At 70.5% G+C, this 17,937-nt stretch carries 17 protein-coding genes; 9 read left to right on the top strand and 8 right to left on the bottom strand.

The window, feature by feature from the left end:
* Window positions 1-241 precede the first annotated feature (241 nt).
* The 4 genes from ACZ5GT_RS07690 to ACZ5GT_RS07675 all read left to right on the top strand — a co-directional run bounded on the left by ACZ5GT_RS07690 (window position 242) and on the right by ACZ5GT_RS07675 (window position 4,922).
* Window positions 242-1,525: an extracellular solute-binding protein gene (locus ACZ5GT_RS07690; RefSeq protein ID WP_469016387.1), complete on the top strand. Its 1,284-nt coding sequence runs from the start codon at window positions 242-244 to the stop codon at window positions 1,523-1,525.
* A 71-nt stretch (window positions 1,526-1,596) separates the two neighbouring features.
* The gene (locus ACZ5GT_RS07685) at window positions 1,597-2,586 is read left to right on the top strand and encodes a carbohydrate ABC transporter permease (RefSeq protein ID WP_469016380.1); all 990 of its coding nucleotides are present in this window, start codon (window positions 1,597-1,599) and stop codon (window positions 2,584-2,586) included.
* The gene (locus ACZ5GT_RS07680) at window positions 2,583-3,425 is read left to right on the top strand and encodes a carbohydrate ABC transporter permease (protein WP_469016377.1); all 843 of its coding nucleotides are present in this window, start codon (window positions 2,583-2,585) and stop codon (window positions 3,423-3,425) included. The genes ACZ5GT_RS07685 and ACZ5GT_RS07680 overlap by 4 nt, the downstream gene beginning before the upstream one ends.
* 9 nt (window positions 3,426-3,434) lie before the next feature.
* The gene (locus ACZ5GT_RS07675; RefSeq protein WP_469016373.1) at window positions 3,435-4,922 is read left to right on the top strand and encodes a glycoside hydrolase family 3 protein; all 1,488 of its coding nucleotides are present in this window, start codon (window positions 3,435-3,437) and stop codon (window positions 4,920-4,922) included.
* 66 nt (window positions 4,923-4,988) lie between these two features.
* Here ACZ5GT_RS07675 and nagB read toward each other — a convergent pair whose 3' ends face one another.
* Window positions 4,989-5,774, bottom strand: a complete 786-nt coding sequence (nagB, locus tag ACZ5GT_RS07670) for a glucosamine-6-phosphate deaminase (protein WP_469016366.1) — start codon at window positions 5,772-5,774, stop codon at window positions 4,989-4,991.
* A 202-nt stretch (window positions 5,775-5,976) separates the two neighbouring features.
* Here nagB and ACZ5GT_RS07665 point away from each other — a divergent pair, with 202 nt between their 5' ends.
* The gene (locus ACZ5GT_RS07665) at window positions 5,977-6,696 is read left to right on the top strand and encodes a TetR/AcrR family transcriptional regulator (protein ID WP_469016363.1); all 720 of its coding nucleotides are present in this window, start codon (window positions 5,977-5,979) and stop codon (window positions 6,694-6,696) included.
* Window positions 6,697-7,076: 380 nt separating this feature from the next.
* Entirely contained in the window at window positions 7,077-8,543 is a 1,467-nt protein-coding gene (locus ACZ5GT_RS07660; protein ID WP_469016997.1) for a sensor histidine kinase, read from the top strand.
* Window positions 8,544-8,815: 272 nt separating this feature from the next.
* Here ACZ5GT_RS07660 and ACZ5GT_RS07655 read toward each other — a convergent pair whose 3' ends face one another.
* Together ACZ5GT_RS07655 and ACZ5GT_RS07650 are read right to left on the bottom strand one after the other, a co-directional pair.
* The gene (locus ACZ5GT_RS07655) at window positions 8,816-9,073 is read right to left on the bottom strand and encodes a WhiB family transcriptional regulator (RefSeq protein ID WP_003992873.1); all 258 of its coding nucleotides are present in this window, start codon (window positions 9,071-9,073) and stop codon (window positions 8,816-8,818) included.
* 321 nt (window positions 9,074-9,394) lie between these two features.
* Window positions 9,395-10,363 (bottom strand): diacylglycerol/lipid kinase family protein, encoded by a 969-nt coding sequence (locus tag ACZ5GT_RS07650; RefSeq protein WP_469016356.1) that lies wholly within the window; start codon window positions 10,361-10,363, stop codon window positions 9,395-9,397.
* Between the two features lie 115 nt (window positions 10,364-10,478).
* On the opposite strand from ACZ5GT_RS07650, the gene ACZ5GT_RS07645 reads away from it, so the two are divergent.
* Window positions 10,479-10,937, top strand: a complete 459-nt coding sequence (locus ACZ5GT_RS07645) for a hypothetical protein (RefSeq protein WP_469016350.1) — start codon at window positions 10,479-10,481, stop codon at window positions 10,935-10,937.
* Between the two features lie 3 nt (window positions 10,938-10,940).
* Here the strand turns inward: ACZ5GT_RS07645 and ACZ5GT_RS07640 are convergent, their stop codons facing one another.
* The 3 genes from ACZ5GT_RS07640 to ACZ5GT_RS07630 form a co-directional block, all read right to left on the bottom strand.
* On the bottom strand, window positions 10,941-12,059 hold the full coding sequence (locus ACZ5GT_RS07640) for an RNA polymerase sigma factor SigF (protein ID WP_469016344.1): 1,119 nt from the start codon (window positions 12,057-12,059) through the stop codon (window positions 10,941-10,943).
* 17 nt (window positions 12,060-12,076) lie between these two features.
* On the bottom strand, window positions 12,077-12,490 hold the full coding sequence (locus ACZ5GT_RS07635; RefSeq protein ID WP_161069408.1) for an ATP-binding protein: 414 nt from the start codon (window positions 12,488-12,490) through the stop codon (window positions 12,077-12,079).
* 260 nt (window positions 12,491-12,750) lie between these two features.
* On the bottom strand, window positions 12,751-13,011 hold the full coding sequence (locus tag ACZ5GT_RS07630) for a UBP-type zinc finger domain-containing protein (protein WP_469016331.1): 261 nt from the start codon (window positions 13,009-13,011) through the stop codon (window positions 12,751-12,753).
* Between the two features lie 66 nt (window positions 13,012-13,077).
* On the opposite strand from ACZ5GT_RS07630, the gene ACZ5GT_RS07625 reads away from it, so the two are divergent.
* Entirely contained in the window at window positions 13,078-14,673 is a 1,596-nt protein-coding gene (locus ACZ5GT_RS07625) for a Na+/H+ antiporter (protein WP_469016328.1), read from the top strand.
* Between the two features lie 41 nt (window positions 14,674-14,714).
* Here ACZ5GT_RS07625 and ACZ5GT_RS07620 read toward each other — a convergent pair whose 3' ends face one another.
* Together ACZ5GT_RS07620 and ACZ5GT_RS07615 are read right to left on the bottom strand one after the other, a co-directional pair.
* A complete protein-coding gene (locus ACZ5GT_RS07620; protein WP_469016325.1) occupies window positions 14,715-15,608 on the bottom strand; it encodes a 1-aminocyclopropane-1-carboxylate deaminase/D-cysteine desulfhydrase in 894 nt (297 codons plus the stop codon).
* A 22-nt stretch (window positions 15,609-15,630) separates the two neighbouring features.
* On the bottom strand, window positions 15,631-16,221 hold the full coding sequence (locus ACZ5GT_RS07615; RefSeq protein ID WP_469016322.1) for an N-acetylmuramoyl-L-alanine amidase: 591 nt from the start codon (window positions 16,219-16,221) through the stop codon (window positions 15,631-15,633).
* A gap of 291 nt (window positions 16,222-16,512) precedes the next feature.
* Here ACZ5GT_RS07615 and ACZ5GT_RS07610 point away from each other — a divergent pair, with 291 nt between their 5' ends.
* A complete protein-coding gene (locus ACZ5GT_RS07610) occupies window positions 16,513-17,919 on the top strand; it encodes a family 2B encapsulin nanocompartment shell protein (RefSeq protein WP_469016319.1) in 1,407 nt (468 codons plus the stop codon).
* Window positions 17,920-17,937: the final 18 nt, after the last annotated feature.

The following is a 17,937-nucleotide window of genomic DNA, read 5'->3' as shown; positions in this document are numbered from 1 at the left end:
CACTGTAAGTGGTCTACCGGGTCGTCGCGCCAGGCGCCCGCGTTTTCGCGGGTTTCTTACTTAAAGGTTCCTGCATATGTAGGTCGCATAACGGCTGGTCGGAGGGGTTCTGGCGGCCTTGACAGGCTTCTTGGTCTGGTCCAAGCTCCCGGTACTGGTCTACACCATTGGTCCAGGTCCCGGCCCAACGCTCGCGCGGGGAGGCAGGGGGGTTGTGTGGCATCCCTGAGGAGGGTGTGGCGTGAAGCGCAAGCTGGCAGCAGCGATCGGTATCGCGGGACTGGTGGTCTCCGTCGCGGCGTGCGGGGGCGGTGACGGCAAGGGCTCGGACAATCAGGGCGCGGACGCCAAGGAGCTGACCGTCTGGCTCACCGTCGACGCCCAGAACAACTGGCCGGAGTTGGTGAAGGCCGCCGACGCGGCGGTGAAGAAGAAGCACCCGGGCATCAAGATCGACCACGAGTACTACGGCTGGCCGGACAAGAACACCAAGCTGGACGCGGTCCTGGCCACGGACAAGGTCCCGGACGTGGTCGAGATGGGCAACACCGAGATGCTCGGCTACATGGTCAAGGGCGCCTTCGCCCCCCTCGACGCCGCGAAGTTCGACAACTCCGCCGCCTGGCTGGACGGCCTGAAGGCCTCGGTCACCTACGACGGCAAGACCTACGGCGTCCCGTACTACGCGGGCGGCCGCGTCGGCAACTGGCGCAAGGACCTCTTCGCCTCGGTGGGCGTGAAGTCCGCGCCGAAGACGTACAAGGAGCTCACCGCCGCCCTCGACAAGGTCCAGAAGAAGGAGGGCGACAAGTTCTCCGCCTGGTACCAGCCCACCCGCGACTGGTACGCGGCCATGTCCTTCGTCTACGACGCCGGCGGCTCCATCGCGAAGGAGGAGGGCGGCCGGTGGAAGGCGAACCTCTCCTCGCCCGAGTCCGTCAAGGGCCTCACCGAGTTCAAGAACGTCGTCGACAGGTACATGCACGGCGACAAGACCAAGGACGAGTCCGACCGCTACATCGTCTACGGCCAGGGCAAGTCCGGCATGATCTTCGGCGCGGCCTGGGAGGGCGCGACCGCCGCCGACCCGAAGAACGACAAGACCGGCAAGCTCAAGGACAACCTCGAGAACTTCGTGATGCCGGGTCCGTCCGGCAAGAACATGCCGGTCTTCCTGGGCGGCAGCGACCTCGCCGTCCCGGTGAAGTCGGACGCGCAGGCCGTCGCCGCCGAGTGGATCAACGCGTTCGCCGGCTCCTCCGGCCAGAAGGGCCTGATGGCCAAGGGCAACCTGCCCAACAACAAGACCGACCTCGCGACCCTGAAGGACGACCCGGCGACGGCCGTCCCGGCCACCGCGGCCGAGTCCAACTGGTTCGTCCCGATGGCCCCCGGCTGGGGCCAGGTCGAGAAGGCCCAGGTCCTGCAGACCATGCTGCAGAACATCGGCACCGGCAAGAAGTCGGTCGAGGCAGCCGCGAAGGAGGCGGACGCCGCGATCGACAAGGTCATCAACACCAAGTGACCCGGAGCGGGACCCCGCCGTCGGCGGGGTCCCGCCGTCCGCCGACCCGAGGGACCGCTGAGGAGCGCGCGATGAGTGCCGCAGACACGACCACCCCCGCCAAGGTGCCGCCGCCGCGGCCGGCGCCGCCACCTCCTGAGCCCTCCCGGCGGCCGCGCAGACGGCGGACGTCGAACCCCGCGGCCACCCCCTGGCTGCTGCTCGCGCCCTGCCTGCTGATCCTCGCCCTGGTCATGGGCTATCCGCTCGTCCGCCTGGTCACCCTGTCCTTCCAGAAGTTCGGGCAGTCCCAGCTGTGGGGCTTCCAGCCGGCCGAGTCGGTCGGCTTCGACAACTTTGCCGAGGTGCTGGGGGACGGCGAGTTCTGGGCCGTCGTGCTGCGCACGATCGTCTTCGCGGGCGGCGCCGTCGTCCTCACCATGGTCGCCGGCATGGCGATCGCCCTGCTGCTGCAGCGGGTCTCCAGGTGGCTGAAGACGCTGATCAACATCGTGCTGGTGGCGAGCTGGGGTATGCCGGTCATCGTGGCCACGACCGTCTTCAAGTGGCTGTTCGACTCCGACTACGGCGTGTTCAACGCGCTGCTCGACAAACTGCCCGGCGTCGAGATGATCGGCCACAACTGGTTCGCGAGCGGTCCCGAGGGGCTGGCCGTGATCATGCTGCTGGTGGTGTGGGGCGCCGTGCCCTTCGTCGTCATCACCCTGAGCGCCGGCCTGACCCAGGTGCCCCGGGAACTGGAGGAGGCGGCCCGGCTGGACGGCGCGAGTTCCTGGGGCGTCTTCCGCTGGGTCACCCTGCCCGTCCTCAAGCCGATCATCGTGATGCTCACGACCCTGTCGGTGATCTGGGACATGGGCGTCTTCCCGCAGGTCTTCGTCATGCGCGGCGGCCACCCGGAGGCCGAGTTCCAGGTCCTCAACACCTACTCCTACGACCGCGCGTTCGTCGTCAACGACTACGCCCAGGGTTCGGCGATCGCCCTGCTCACCGTGGCCCTGCTGCTCGGTGTCGTCGCCGTCTACATGCGCCAGATGCTGAGGATCGGAGAGGTCGAATGAGCGCCCACGTCACCGCCGGGCGCCGCAGGTCGCGGCTCGGGTACAACCTGCTCGGCCTCCTCGTCTTCGTCACCGCCGGCTTCCCCCTCTACTGGATGGTCGACACGGCGTTCAAACCGGCGAAGGACGCCATCGACCCGGACCCGAGCCTGCTGCCGACCGGGATCACGCTCGACAACTTCCGCCGGGCGCTGGACATCGCCGACTTCTGGGGGCCGGTCGGCCGCAGCCTGACCGTCTCTCTCGCCGTGGTCGTGATCGGGATGGTGGTCGGCATGCTGGCCGCCCTCGCCATCTCGCGGTTCGCCTTCCGCGGCCGCAAGATCGTGATCGTCGGCATCCTCGCGGTCCAGATGGTCCCGCTGGTCGCCATGATCATCCCGGTGTTCCTGCTGCTGAACGACCTGGGGCAGTACGACAAGCTCACCGGTCTGATCATCACGTACCTGACCTTCATCCTGCCCTTCACGGTGTGGACGCTGCGCGGGTTCATCGTCAACATCCCGAGGGAACTGGAGGAGGCGGCGATGGTCGACGGGTGCTCACCCACCGGCGCGTTCCTCCGGGTCGTCTTCCCCCTGCTGGCCCCCGGCATGGTCGCCACCTCGGTCTACGGCTTCATCCAGGCCTGGAACGAGTACCTGTACGCCCTGATGCTGCTCAGCCAGAAGAACCAGACCGCGACCGTCTGGCTCGGCAACTTCACCACCAAGCACGGCACCGAGTACGCCCCGATGATGGCCGGCGCCACCATGATGGCCGTGCCGATCGTCGTCCTGTTCCTGCTCGTCCAGCGCAAGATGGCCGCGGGTCTGACCGCCGGCGCCGTGAAGGGATGACGCCACCCGATGACGACGATCACCGACGGTACGGACACCCTCACCCGGGACGCCCTGACCGTCCTGCAGCCCGGCTTCACCGGGACCACCGCCCCCGACTGGCTGCTGCGGCGCCTGGGCCAGGGCCTCGCCTCGGTCGGCCTGTTCGGCCGCAACATCGCCTCCGCCGCGCAACTGTCGTCCCTGACCGCGCAGTTGCGCGCGGAACGCGACGACGTGCTGGTCGCCGTCGACGAGGAGGGCGGTGACGTCACGCGCCTGGAGGTGCGTACCGGCTCCAGCTTCCCCGGCAACCACGCCCTCGGCGCGGTCGACGACGTGGAACTGACGAGGGAGGTGGCCCGCGAACTCGGCCGCCGCCTCGCGGCCTGCGGGATCAACCTCAACTGGGCCCCGTCCGCGGACGTGAACTCCAACCCGTCCAACCCGGTCATCGGCGTCCGCTCCTTCGGCGCCGGCACCGGCCTGGTCGCCCGGCACACGGCGGCCTACGTGGACGGCCTGCAGTCCGCCGGGGTCGCCGCCTGCACCAAGCACTTCCCCGGCCACGGCGACACGGCCGTCGACTCCCATCACGCGCTGCCCCGCATCGACGTGGAGCGGACACTCCTGTGGTCGCGTGAACTGGCCCCGTTCCGTGCGGCGATCGCGGCCGGCACCCACGCCGTGATGAGCGCCCACATCCTGGTGCCGGCCCTGGACCCGGACCGCCCGGCGACCCTCTCGCACCGAGTGCTGACCGACCTGCTGCGCGGCGAACTCCGCTACGACGGCCTCATCGTCACCGACGGCATGGAGATGCAGGCCATCGCGGGCACCTACGGCATCGAACGGGGCAGCGTCCTCGCCATCGCGGCCGGCGCGGACGCGATCTGCGTGGGCGGCGGTCTCGCGGACGACGAGACGGTACGCCGCCTGCGCGACGCCCTGGTCACCGCCGTGCGCGCCGGTGAACTGCCCGAGGAGCGCCTGGCCGACGCCGCGGAACGGGTGCGCCGCCTGGCCCGCTGGACGGCGGCGGCCCGCGCCACGGAGACACGGGGCGCGGCCGACGACGAGGTGGGCCTGCGGGCGGCCCGGCGGGCCCTGCGGCTGACCGGCGCCGACGGCTTCACGCCGCTCACCGAGCCGCCCTACGTCGCCGCCTTCGCCCCCGTCGCCAACATCGCGGTCGGCGCCGAGACGCCCTGGGGAGTCGCCGCGGAACTCGTCCGGCTCCTCCCCGGCACGGAGACCGGCAGCTTCACCGGAGCGGGCGCGGGCCGGGAGGCCCTCACCGCGGCCGGCCCCCGCCGCATCGTCGCCGTCGTCCGTGACGAGCACCGGCACCCCTGGATGGGGGCCGCCCTGGACCTCCTGCTGAGGGCCCGGCCCGACACGGTGGTCGTCGAGATGGGCATTCCGCAGGCCCCGCCCCGCGGCGCCCTCCACATCGCCACCCACGGCGCGGCCCGGGTCTGCGGTCGCGCGGCGGCGGAGGTCGTCGCGGGCGTGTAGTCCGCGCGACGCGGGAGGCGCCGGCGACCCGCTCGGGCACGGCGCATCCCGCGTGTCCGCGGCCGGCTAGATTCCCTGCCAGTCCGGCTTGTTGGCGTAGGCGTAGCGGAAGTAGCCGGCCAGCTTCAGCTTGGACGCGGCGGCCTCGTCGGCCACGACCGTCGCATGCGGGTGCAGCTGGATCGCGGAGGCGGGGCACACCGCCGCGACCGGTCCCTCGACGGTCGCGGCGAGCGCGTCGGCCTTGCCCTCGCCGGTCGCCAGCAGCACCAGGTGCCGTGCCTGCAGGATCGTCCCGATGCCCTGTGTGATCACGTGGTGCGGGACCTGCGCGATGTCACCGCCGAAGAAGCGGGCGTTGTCGACGCGGGTCTGCTCGGTGAGCGTCTTGATCCGGGTGCGGGAGGCGAGCGAGGAGCACGGCTCGTTGAACCCGATGTGCCCGTCGGTCCCGATCCCGAGCAGTTGCAGGTCCACCCCGCCGGCCTCGGCGAGTGCCCTGTCGTACACCGCGCACGCCTTCGGTACGTCCTCGGCGGTGCCGTCCGGCCCCATGAAGGCGTCGGCGGGGATCCCGAGCGGCTCCAGTACCTCACGCCGCAGCACCGAGCGGTAGGACTCCGGATGCTCGGCCGGCAGCCCCACGTACTCGTCGAGCTGCGCGATCCGGGCGCGCGAGGCGTCCACGGCACCGGAGCGGACCTTGGCCGCCAGGGCCTCGTACACCGGCAGCGGGGTCGACCCGGTGGCCACCCCGAGCAACGCGGCGGGCTTGCGCCGCAGGAGTCGCGCCATGGCCTCGGCGACGATCTCGCCACCTGCCTTGGCGTCCGGAACGATGACAACTTCCACGCTGGGCCTGCCGATCTCTGAAGGGACTCAACTGGACTTGACGAACACCACATGTGGTATAGACCAGTCGAGGTCAATTTAGCAGAATCTCCCTCGCCGCAACCCATGGCGACCCCCTCCGAAATTCACTAGCGATCGATACGGAAACGACCGTACGACAGCCCGCCGAAATTTCTCTAGTATCCGCTATACAATTCACTCCATGGTGGTCAGTGAGGGGACGAAGGCGCAGGTCGGAGCCGCGAGCGCCGCAGGGGCCGGCCCGGGGGGCGTCACGGACGACGGCCCGGGGAGCGCCGTGGAGAGCGCCGCCGTGGACGCCCGGCCCGCGCCCAAGCGGCGCGGCCGCCCCCGCTCCTTCGATCGCGAGACCGCTCTGGAGAAGGCCGTCATGGCCTTCTGGCGGCACGGCTACGAGGCGACCTCGGTCTCCGACCTCACCCGGGCCATGGGCATCGGCGCCCCCAGCCTGTACGCGGCCTTCGGTGACAAGCAGGCGCTGTTCGAAGAAGTGGTGCGTGTCTACGGCACGCGTTACGGCTCCTTCGGTACCCGGGCGCTGGCCGAGGAGCCCACCGCCCGGGCGGCCGTCGAACGGATGCTGCGGGAAGCCGCCGTGGAGTACACCGCCCCCGGCCGCCCGCACGGCTGTCTCGTCATCCACGCGGCCACCAACTGCACCAGCCCCGAGGTCGAGGAGTCCCTGCGCGAGCGGCGCAACGCCGACATCGCCGCCGTCGAGAGCCGGATCCGGGAGGGGATCGCCGCCGGGGAGCTGCCGGCCGGCACCGACGCCCGCGCGCTGGCCCGGCACACGGGCGCGGTCGTCCAGGGCATGTCCCAGCAGGCGCGCGACGGCGCGAGCCGGGAGGAGCTCGAAGCGCTCGCGGAAATTGCCCTGACCATCTGGCCCCGCACATGAACCCATAAGGGTTAGGCTGCGTGGTGGATGCCAGGACGTCCGAACAGTTGGGGCCGTAACACCGAAGAACAGCTCCCGACTCATGGACACGCGTAGTGGTCTAGTCCACAATTGAAGCAGTGCGAAGAAGTACCGCAGGCTTCCGCCTTCCCCGCACAGGAGGGCGGGACCGAGGAACCGGAGCTCTCTGCCCTGACTGCCCCGGATCCTCGACATTCGGCCGACCGGGACCGCACACCCCACGGCCGATATTGCTCCGGGCTGCGGTGCCAGGAGGGTTGAGGGTCCCTCCAGGCGCCGCGGCCCGCGGGTGTTCCTCCGGTAGGCCACGCATTTCGGAGTGGGACAAACCCCCAGGTACGCTCGCACACGTGCCCTCCATGAACGAACTGGTCCGCCAGCACACCGCCCTCGACGACTCCGACCTCGAGTGGCTGCACCTGCTGGTCTCGGAGTGGCAGCTGCTCTCCGACCTGTCCTTCGCCGACCTGGTCCTGTGGGTCCCCACCCGCGACGGCACGCGATACGTCTCCGTCGCCCAGATGCGGCCCAACACCGGCCCCACCTCGTACCAGGACGACATGGTCGGCCACCTCGTCCCGCGTGGACGCCGGCCCATGCTGGACGCGGCGCTCGACGAGGGCCGCATCGTGCGCGAGGGCGACCCGGAGTGGCGCGAGGAAGTCCCCGTCCGGGTCGAGTCGATACCCGTACGACGCGAGGGGCGGGTCCTCGGCGTCATCGCGCGCAACACCAACCTGCTCACCGTGCGCACCCCGAGTCGCCTGGAACTGACCTATCTGCAGAGCGCCTCCGACCTCGCGCAGATGATCGCGGCCGGCGCCTTCCCGTTCGCGAACCAGCAGATGGACATGGACGCCGCACCGCGCGTCGGCGACGGCCTGATCCGCGTCGACGCGGACGGCATCGTCCAGTACGCCTCCCCGAACGCGCTGTCCGCCTATCACCGCATGGGCCTCGCCTCCGACCTCGTCGGCCATCACCTGGGCCGGACCACCGCCGAACTGGCCCCCACCCGTGGCCCGGTGGACGAGGCGCTGGCGAAGGTGGCCAGTGGATGGGCGCCCCGCGAGTTCGAGATCGAGGCCCACGACGGGGTCATCCAGTTCCGCGCGATCCCGCTCAAGCCGAAGGGCATCCGCATCGGTTCCCTCGTGCTGCTCCGCGACGTCACGGAACTGCGACGCCGCGAGCGCGAGTTGATCACCAAGGACGCGACCATCCGGGAGATCCACCACCGGGTGAAGAACAACCTGCAGACGGTGGCCGCCCTGCTGCGCCTGCAGGCCCGGCGCATCGAGTCCGACCGCGGCCGCGAAGCGCTCGAAGAGGCGGTTCGCCGGGTCGGCTCGATCGCGATCGTGCACGAGACGCTGTCCCAGAACCTGGACGAGCGCGTGGAGTTCGACGAGATCGCCGACCGGGTGCTGGCCATGGTCGCGGAGATCTCGCCGGGCAAGGTCACCGGCCGGCGCAGCGGCCGCTTCGGCATCCTGGACGCCGAGGTCGCGACGCCCCTGTCGATGGTGCTCACTGAGATCCTGCAGAACGCCCTGGAGCACGGCTTCCGCGAGGGCGACACCGGCACCGTCGAGGTCTCGGCGGTCCGCGGCGGCACCACCAAGGAGGCCCGCCTGCTGGTCACCGTCCAGGACGATGGCGTGGGCCTGCCCGAGGGCTTCGACCCGCACACCGCCGGGAACCTGGGGCTGCAGATCGTACGGACCCTGGTGGAGGGCGAGTTGGGCGGCACGTTCGACATGGTCCCGGCGCCGGAGCGGGGGACACAGGTGATCCTCGACATCCCGGTGCAGCCCCACAAGTGACGCCGGAAGCCCCGGACGACCGCAAGCAGCCCTGGACGACGGCGAAAAGCCCCGGGCGACGGTGAGCAACTCCGGGCGGCAGTACGGAGGGACAGCAAGAAGCCCCGGACCGCGTACGGTCCGGGGCGAATGCTCGTTGCCAGCAAGTGCTGCGCATCGTAGGTACTGCGCGCTGCGGCTCGGGGGCGGGAGATGCGTACTCGCTCGCTACGGATCATCGCCCGTAGGGCACACGCGCCGCCAAGCTCAGGCTGTCAGCAGGGGTGCGAATGTCAGGCGGAGGCCTGACGGGCCCGGTTGCGAGCGGCGCGGCGCTTCATCGCGCGGCGCTCGTCCTCGCTGAGACCACCCCAGACGCCGGAGTCCTGGCCGGACTCGAGCGCCCACTGCAGGCACTGCTCGATAACCGGGCAGCGACGGCAGACGGCCTTGGCTTCCTCGATCTGCAGCAGCGCAGGACCGGTGTTGCCGATGGGGAAGAAGAGCTCGGGGTCTTCCTCGCGGCAAACGGCGTTGTGACGCCAGTCCATGGCTGCTACCTCTCCTTGGTATTACATGCAAGTTGCTTGTGAATGTGAACGCTTTCACGAATCCCTCAACAAGTGAAGGGCCTACCGCCGAGTCTTCCCCGGTGTGGTCCTGTGTTTTGGAGAGGGGTTCCGGTGATCTGTCGAGGCCGGTGTTGCGGGCCGTCCCGATCGCCACGTAGAGACTCGCAAACCTCAGCGGCGGATACAACCCCTTCCGGAAAGTTTTTTTTGATTCCTCGGTGTCGACTAGGTCACAGCCGTACTTCCATGGGGTGGACCCTGGCCTAAACGTTCGAGTGAAAGGACTTTGGGCCCTTCCGCTCACACAATCACACGCAGTGCACGGCGTACGCCTGTGAACGTCACGCTCGTACGCAGTCCGAGGTGGTCGCCGTCCATCTGAAGCGGCAGAGGCACCTTCGAATGCAAGGTGAAGCGGTCCAAGTCATGCAGGGACACCGCGTGCTTGCCGCGGGGTCCGCGCTCGGGGGACGAAGTGAGCAACTGGGTCGCATACCGGGCAACCGCGGCGGTGGACATGCGGCTCAGGCCGAGCACGTCGAGCCCGGTATCGAACGAGGCCTTAGGTGACGCGTACACCGGACGATTGCCCAGATAGGTCCACGGAGCCGTATTGCAGACTATGGACAGCACCAGATCGGTCACCGGGTCCGCGCCCGGCCGTTCCAGCGTGATGGTGCCGTGGCGGCGATTCGGCTCCTGCAGGAATTGGCGTGCGACCTGGCGCAGATAAAGGGAGTGGGTGGACTTCTTTCCCCGCTCGCGCTGCTGCTCGACCCGCCCGACGACGCCCGCGTCGAAACCGAGCCCGGCGCAGAAGGTGAACCACCGGGCCGGCACCGCCTCGTCCTCGGTGCCGGGCGTGCCCTCCGCTATGCCCATGCCGACCGAGCGCTCGCTGCCGTCGCGCAGGGCGTCCAGCAGGGCGCCGGTCGCCTCCACCGCGTCGTTGGGCAGCCCCAGGGCGCGGGCGAAGACGTTGGTGGAGCCGCCGGGGACCACGGCGAGGCGGGGCAGGCGTTCGGGGTCCGGGCCGGAGTGCAGCAGGCCGTTGACGACCTCGTTGACCGTGCCGTCGCCGCCGAGGGCCACCACCAGGTCGATGTCGTCGCTCTCCGCCGCCTGCCGGCCGAGGTCGCGCGCGTGCCCCCGGTACTGGGTGGTCACCGCTTCGAGCTTCATCTCGCTCGCGAGCGCATGGATCAGAACGTCGCGCGTACGTGCGCTTGTGGTGGTTGCCGCCGGGTTGACCACGAGGAGTGCACGCATGGGTTGCAGCGTACCTACTGGGTGGTACCCGGCACAGGCCGAGGTGTGGATCGGGTAAGGATCAGCGCGTGAACCTCGACACGGAGGGCCGCGCGCCGACGGCTACCCTTCAGGGGTGAGCAGTGAGCAGAGCCCCGCAGCCCCGGAGACCACCGCCCCCGCCGGCCCTCGCCCGCGCCGTCTGACGTACGCCGCGGCGCTCACCGCGCTGGAAGGGCTCGCGCTCGTCGTCGGGGGCGTCTGGATGCTCGTCGAGGGGTTCACGGGCGCCCCGGACGACCGGCGGTCCGCCGTCACCGGCGGTATCACGCTGGTCGTCCTCGCGCTGCTGCCGCTGCTGGCCGCGCGCGGACTGCTCGCCCGGCGCGGCTGGAGCCGTGGGCCGGCCGTGATCACGCAGGTCATGGCGCTGCCGGTGGCCTACAACCTGCTGCGGGCCGACAGCGTGGCGATCCCGGCGGGGATCGCCCTGGCGGTCGTCGCCGTCGCGTCCCTGGTGCTGCTGGTCAACGCCGAGACCACCCGGGCCCTCGGGATCCGGGGGCCCGGCGGCACGGGGGACGACAGGGAGTAGCGATCACTCCTCCACGAGCAGCTTCTCCCGCAGCTGCGCCAGCGTCCGGGCCAGCAGCCGGGAGACGTGCATCTGGGAGATGCCGACCTCCTGCGCGATCTGCGACTGGGTCATGTTGCCGAAGAAGCGCAGCAGCAGGATCCGCTTCTCGCGCGGCGGCAGGTCCTCCAGCAGCGGCTTGAGGGACTCGCGGTACTCGACGCCCTCCAGGGCCTCGTCCTCCGCGCCGAGGGTGTCCGCGACCGCCGGGGACTCGTCGTCGGTGTCCGGGACGTCCAGGGACAGCGTGGAGTAGGCGTTGGCCGACTCCAGGCCCTCCAGGACCTCCTCCTCCGAGATCGCCAGCTTCTCGGCGAGCTCGTGGACCGTGGGCGAGCGGCCGTGCTGCTGCGAGAGCTCGGCGGTGGCCGTCGTCAGGGCCAGCCGCAGCTCCTGCAGCCGGCGCGGGACGCGGACCGCCCAGCCCTTGTCGCGGAAGTGCCGCTTGATCTCGCCGACGACCGTCGGGGTCGCGTACGTCGAGAACTCGACGCCGCGGTCCGGGTCGAAGCGGTCGACCGACTTGATCAGGCCGATGGTGGCGACCTGGGTGAGGTCGTCCAGCGGCTCGCCGCGGTTGCGGAAGCGGCGCGCGAGGTGCTCGACGAGCGGCAGGTGCATGCGGACCAACTGGTTGCGCAGCTCCGCGTACTGCGGGCTGCCCTCCGGCAGCGCGCGCAGCTCGACGAACATCGCACGCGCTCCGCTGCGGTCCTGCGGGTCGTGCACCGCCGCCTGCACGCTCGGCGCGCTCGGCGCGTCGTACCCGGCGTTTCGCTCGTGCTCGCTCATCGTCCCGCCCGTTGCCCTTCCCCGAGCCCTGGCCGCTTCCCCCGCCTTCGGCCTGGCTCGGGCGGGGGAACCGCCAGGGGCAGGGGCGACCCCGGCCCGGCCGCCCGGAGGCGTGCTCTGTGCGGCACTTCCCCGATCCCGCTGCCCGTCGCCCAGGCCGGTCCTCGGGGATTCGTCCTCCGGATGCGGCCGGGCCTGCTCGGGAATGCCGTCGACACCGTCCGCCACGTGCCGGGACCCGCCTGTGCCCTCGGCCGGCAGCTCCCGTGTGCCGCGCTCTTCGTCACGCACCGGCCCGTCCCCTGTCCTCACGCCGGCCCGGGTCCCGCGCCGCGCTGTTTGTAGAGGCTGATCGAAACGGTCTTGTCCTCGTCCACGGCGGAGGAGACCTTGCCCGCGAGCGCGGACAGCACCGTCCAGGCGAAGGTGTCCCTGGAAGGGGCGTGGCCGTCCGTGGTGGGGGCCGAGACAGTCACCTCGAGCGAGTCGTCGACGAGCCGGAAGACGCAGCTGAGCACCGAGCCGGACACGGCCTGCTGAAGCAGGATCGCGCAGGCCTCGTCCACGGCGATGCGCAGGTCCTCGATCTCGTCGAGGGTGAAGTCCAAACGGGCGGCGAGGCCGGCAGTCGCCGTACGCAGCACCGACAGGTAGGCACCCGCAGCCGGCAGCCGGACTTCCACGAAGTCCTGGGTCGCGGGCTCGCCTGCGATCTGGGACACCCTCACCTCCATGGTGGTACAAGCTATTCAGGGCCGAGGGTCGCCCCCCGGGGTAACGCGACGTGTGGTTCAGCGGTGACGCTACCGCGCTCTCGACTTTTCTGTCCCCGGGACCCCAACCCGCCGCCGTTACTCACAGTAAAGCTGTGAACACGCTCCGTGTCTAGGGGTCTGCGGGCTCCAAATGGGAAGAAGGTGCGCCGGGTTGACGTACCCAGACGTCAGACCGTCGAACCGTCCGGAAACGGAGCCGTCCGGAGTCACACAAGTACGTGATCCACAAAGCACCAGCGCCAGTTCTCGCCGGGTTCGAAGGTACGCATGACCGGGTGTCCGGAATCCTTGTGGTGCTCCGTCGCGTGCCGTCCCGGCGAGGAGTCGCAGCAGCCGACGTGACCGCAGGTGAGGCACAGCCGCAGCTGGACCGGGTGCGTGCCGTCGCGCAGGCACTCCGGACACGTCTCGCTCAGCGGCTCGGGGTCCGGGTGCGGCAGCGCGTCGGCGTGCGTGCACTGTTTCATGATTGCCAGGTTACGACGCCCACGCGGACAGCCGCGCGGAAAAAAACCCCGAGGGTGGGCGAGGACATGGACGTGATGCCACTGCTGCTGCTCGTGGCGGGCAGCGCCGCCGTCGCGGCGGCCGCGCGACGCACCCCGGTGCCGGCGCCGCTGCTGCTCGTCGCGGCCGGTCTGATGGTGTCGTACCTCCCGGGCGTGCCGGACTACACCCTCGACCCGGACATCGTGCTGCCCCTGGTGCTGCCCCCGCTGCTGCACAAGGAGGGCGTCGAGAGCTCCTACCTCGACCTGCGGGCACAGATACGTCCGGTGGCGCTGCTGTCGGTCGGATACGTGCTGTTCGCGACCTTCGTCGTCGGCTGGGCCGCCTATCTCATCGTGCCGGGGCTGCCGCTGCCCGCGGCGCTCGTGCTGGGCGCGGTGGTGGCGCCGACGGACGCGGTCGCGGCGGCGGCGGTCGCCCGCCGGGTGGGGCTGCCGTCCCGGATCACCACGATCCTGCAGGGCGAGTCCCTGCTGAACGACGCCACCGCGATCACCGCCTACCGGGTCGCCCTGGCGGCGGCCGTCGGCGAGGGCGCCTCCTGGGCGGGCGGGATCGGCGAGTTTCTGCTCGCGGCGGTCGGCGGCGTCGTGGTCGGGCTGGTGCTGATGGCGCCGATCCACTGGCTGCGCACGCACGTGCGTGAGGCGCTGCTGCAGAACACCATGTCCCTGCTGATCCCGTTCGTCGCCTACTCCGTCGCCGAGCAGGTGCACGCCTCCGGTGTCCTCGCGGTCGTGGTCGTCGCCCTCTACATCGGGCACCGCGCGTGGGAGGTCGACTTCGCCACCCGCCTGCAGGAGGAGGCGGTGTGGAGGATGGTCGCCTTCGTCCTGGAGTCGTCGGTGTTCGCGCTCATCGGACTGCAACTGCCCGTCGTCCTGAAGGGCCTGGGCGCGTACGAGGGCGCCGCCGCCGCGGGCTACGCGGGCGCGCTCTTCCTGGTGGTCGTCGCGACCCGTTTCCTGTGGGTGTACCCGGGCACGTTCGTGCCCCGCATGCTGTCCGCGCGGATCAGGGAACGCGAGGAGAACCCCACCTGGAGGGGGCCGATCGTCACGTCCTGGGCGGCGATGCGCGGTGTCGTCTCGCTGGCCATCGCCTTCTCCATTCCGCTCACCGTGCACGGCGGCGCTCCCTTCCCGCAGCGCAACCTCATCCTCTTCCTCACCTTCACCACGGTCATCGGGACGCTGGTGGTGCAGGGCCTCACCCTCGCCCCGCTGATCCGCCTGCTGAAGTTCCCGGCCCGGGACTCCCAGGCCGAGACCCTCGCGGAGGCCAACGCCCAGGCACAGGCCTCCCGGGCCGCCGAACGGCGCCTGGACGACCTGCTCGCCGACGAGCGCAACGCCCTCCCGCCGCCGCTCGCCGACCGTCTGCGCCAGGTCCTCGAACGCCGCCGCAACGCCGTGTGGGAACGCCTGGGCTCGGTCAACCCGGTCAGCGGTGAGAGCGTCGACGACACCTACCGGCGGCTGTCCCGGGAGATGATCGGCGCCGAGCGTGCGGTGTTCGTGAAGCTGCGCGACGGCCGGCACATCGACGACGAGATGCTCCGCAGCCTGCTGCGGCGACTGGACCTGGAGGAGGCGGCGGTCTACCGCGAGACGGCGTAGGCCCTGCCGGGCGGGGCTTGGCTCGGGCGGGCTCGGGTGGTTCAGGGGAAGGGGCGTCCGGTGACGACCGCCGCCAGCGTCGTGCCGGGCGGGAACGCGCCCTCCCGCGCCAGAGCGACAAGTCCGTAGAGCAATTTGGCGACATAGAGACGTTCGACGGGTATGCCGTGGCGGTCCTCGAAGTCCTCGGCGAAGGCGGTCAGTTCGCCGGTGACGCGGGCGTAGCCGCCGAAGTGGAAACGTTCGTCGAGGCGCCAGTCGCCGCGCGGGCCGCCGAAGGCCCGCCGCTGCAGGGTCCGTATCTCGTCGGTGAGGAAACCGCCCTTGAGGACCGGGACGCCGATCGCGCGCTGGCCGGGGGCGAGACCCGCGGCGAGGCCCGCGAGCGTGCCCCCGGTGCCGCAGGCGACGGCGGCGACGTCCACGCGGCCGCGCAGTTCCTCGCCCAGGGCCCGGCAGCCGCGCACCGCCTCCGGGTTGCTGCCGCCCTCCGGGACGACGTACGCCCCCTCGGCCCCGGCCGCGCGCAGGACGGCCGCCAGCGTGTCCGGCTCGGACTTGCGGCGGTAGACCGACCGGTCGACGAAGTGCAGCCGCATGCCGTCGGCCGCGCACCGGGCCAGCGAGGGGTTGAGGGGGCGGTCGGCCAGTTCCTGGCCGCGGACCACGCCCACGGTGGGCAGACCGAGCAGGCGGCCCGCGGCGGCGGTGGCGCGCAGGTGGTTGGAGTACGCGCCGCCGAAGGTGACGACCGTGCGCCCGCCCGCCGCGGTGAGGTTCGGGGCGAGCTTGCGCCACTTGTTGCCGACCAGTTCGGGGTGGATCAGGTCGTCGCGCTTGAGGAGGAGGCGGAGGCCGCGGGCGGCGAACCGGTCGTCGGACACTTCCTGCAAGGGGGAGGGCAGGCGGGGGCGCAGGGTGTCGACGGCGGTCACGGCACCATTGTGACCTGCGGCGTCACTTCAGCCGGTCCCGGATCCGCCCTCGCAGCCACGCCATCGTGAACCCCCGCGGATCCACCTTCCCCGGCTGCCACTCCAGGTGCCCGATGACCGACCGCTGCGTCCAGCCGTGGTGGCGGCAGATGGCCGCCGCGACCTTCTCGATGGCCTCGAGCTGGGCCTCGGGCCAGGGGTCCTGCCCGTCGCCGAGGTTCTCGCACTCGAAGCCGTAGAAGTGGCGGTTGCCGTCGGTGTCGGCCTCGTTGTCCGGCGGGAGTCCCTTCTCCGCGATCACCGCGCGCAGCACGTCGTCGTCGCCGAGGCCGGCGTGGTTGGCGCGGCCGTAGCCGACGAGGTGGACCACGCCGTCCTTGCTGATCACGCCGTGGCACAGCGGGCCGGGCAGGTCGGCGTAGCCCTTGCGGCAGATCTCCACGGTGCGCTCGCTGCCGCTGGTCACCGTGTGGTGGATCATCACGCCGTGGACGGGGCCCCACGGTCCCTTGTGGTTGCGGTTGTGGTGCTTCCAGTCGCCGACCTCGACGACGGTGACGCCCTCCGCTCTGAGACCGTGCAGGAACGCGCTCGCAGACATGGGTGTGGCCATGACCGCCTCCTTCGTGCCGTGCCGTGCCGGGGTCGCCGGGTGCGGCCGCTCATGCCGGGGATGTACCGAAAGTAAGTACGCTGTCACACGTGGTCATGGCATCGGCTGGCGCGATCCGGCCATCTCGCGCCCGCCGGAGCGGTGGACGGGGCCCATACTGCCCGGTGGTCGCTGATCCATTCCCGCTCTTTTGTGTAATGGATTCGGCACGCACAGTGATGGAGAGTTGATCCCGCAGATCGATGCCGCGGCGCACACCGCGCGGGGGCATGACCGGGAGGGCGATTTTCTATGTCGGTAGGCGAAGAGGTCCGGGCGGAACAGGGCAGGCCGCAGCAGAGCCTCGGCACGGCGGCCGCACGGAACCTGGCCACCACGACCAAGTCCGTGCCCCAGATGCAGGAGATCAGCTCGCGCTGGCTGCTGCGCATGCTGCCGTGGGTGGACGTCCAGGGCGGCACGTACCGGGTGAACCGGCGCCTGACCTACGCCGTCGGAGACGGACGCATCACGTTCGTGAAGACCGGCGACCGTGTCGAGGTCATCCCGGCCGAGCTGGGGGAACTGCCGGCGCTCCGGTCGTACGAGGACGAGGAGGTGCTCACGGAGCTGGCCCGTCGCTGCCGACAACGGGAGATCGCTCCGGGGAACGTGATCGCCTCCTTCGGCAGTCCGGTGGAGGAGGTGTACCTCCTGGCGCACGGCAGGGCCGAGAAGGTCGGCACCGGCCCGTACGGCGACGACGCGGTCCTGGGGGTCCTGGCCGACGGCGCGCACTTCGGTGAGGCGGTCCTGCTCGACCCGGACGCCATGTGGGAGTACACGGTCCGCGCGGACACCGCCTGCACGGTGCTGGTCCTGCCCCGCCGTGACTTCGAGCAGGTCGCCGAGCGCTCCGAGTCCCTGCGTGAGCACCTCAGGCAGCGGCGCTCGATCCCCCGGCAACGCACCAACAGGTACGGCGAGAAGGCGATCGACCTCGCGGCCGGCCACTCCGGCGAGCCGGACATTCCGCACACCTTCGTCGACTACGAGGCCAGCCCCCGCGAGTACGAACTGAGCGTCGCGCAGACCGTCCTGCGCATCCACACGCGCGTGGCCGACCTCTACAACCAGCCGATGAACCAGACGGAGCAGCAGATCCGGCTGACCGTAGAGGCGCTGAGGGAGCGTCAGGAGCACGAACTGGTCAACAACCGAGAGTTCGGACTGCTGCACAACTGCGAGTACGACCAGCGGCTCCAGCCGCACGACGGTGCGCCCGGCCCCGACGACATGGACGAACTGCTCAGCAGGCGGCGCGGAACCAAGCTGTTCCTCGCGCACCCGCGCGCGATCGCCGCGTTCGGCCGCGAGCTGAACAAGCGCGGGCTGGTCCCGGAGACCATCGAGATGGCGGGCAACCGCATCCCCACCTGGCGCGGGGTGCCGATCTTCCCCTGCAACAAGATCCCGGTCACCGAGGCCCGTACGACGTCGATCATCGCCATGCGCACGGGCGAAGCGGAGCAGGGCGTCATCGGGCTGCAGCAGGCCGGGATCCCGGACGAGATCGAGCCGAGCCTGTCCGTGCGCTTCATGGGCATCAACGAGCAGGCGATCATCAAATACCTGGTGACGGCGTACTACTCGGCCGCGGTCCTGGTGCCGGACGCGCTCGGAGTCCTGGAGAACGTCGAGACGGGTCGCTGGACGTGACGTCCTCACCCGCGCGGG

The sequence above is a fragment of the Streptomyces sp. NPDC031340 genome (assembly GCF_055569945.1).
This window is presented reverse-complemented; position numbering and strand designations above follow the sequence as displayed.

Coding starts and splice junctions, on each gene's coding strand:
- ACZ5GT_RS07675 (WP_469016373.1), top strand. CDS start 3,435: ATGACGACGATCACCGACGGTACGGACACCCTCACCCGGGACGCCCTG.
- ACZ5GT_RS07685 (WP_469016380.1), top strand. CDS start 1,597: ATGAGTGCCGCAGACACGACCACCCCCGCCAAGGTGCCGCCGCCGCGG.
- ACZ5GT_RS07680 (WP_469016377.1), top strand. CDS start 2,583: ATGAGCGCCCACGTCACCGCCGGGCGCCGCAGGTCGCGGCTCGGGTAC.
- ACZ5GT_RS07650 (WP_469016356.1), bottom strand. CDS start 10,363: ATGCGTGCACTCCTCGTGGTCAACCCGGCGGCAACCACCACAAGCGCA.
- ACZ5GT_RS07630 (WP_469016331.1), bottom strand. CDS start 13,011: ATGAAACAGTGCACGCACGCCGACGCGCTGCCGCACCCGGACCCCGAG.
- ACZ5GT_RS07665 (WP_469016363.1), top strand. CDS start 5,977: ATGGTGGTCAGTGAGGGGACGAAGGCGCAGGTCGGAGCCGCGAGCGCC.
- ACZ5GT_RS07610 (WP_469016319.1), top strand. CDS start 16,513: ATGTCGGTAGGCGAAGAGGTCCGGGCGGAACAGGGCAGGCCGCAGCAG.
- ACZ5GT_RS07660 (WP_469016997.1), top strand. CDS start 7,077: ATGAACGAACTGGTCCGCCAGCACACCGCCCTCGACGACTCCGACCTC.
- ACZ5GT_RS07625 (WP_469016328.1), top strand. CDS start 13,078: ATGGACGTGATGCCACTGCTGCTGCTCGTGGCGGGCAGCGCCGCCGTC.
- ACZ5GT_RS07655 (WP_003992873.1), bottom strand. CDS start 9,073: ATGGACTGGCGTCACAACGCCGTTTGCCGCGAGGAAGACCCCGAGCTC.
- ACZ5GT_RS07615 (WP_469016322.1), bottom strand. CDS start 16,221: ATGGCCACACCCATGTCTGCGAGCGCGTTCCTGCACGGTCTCAGAGCG.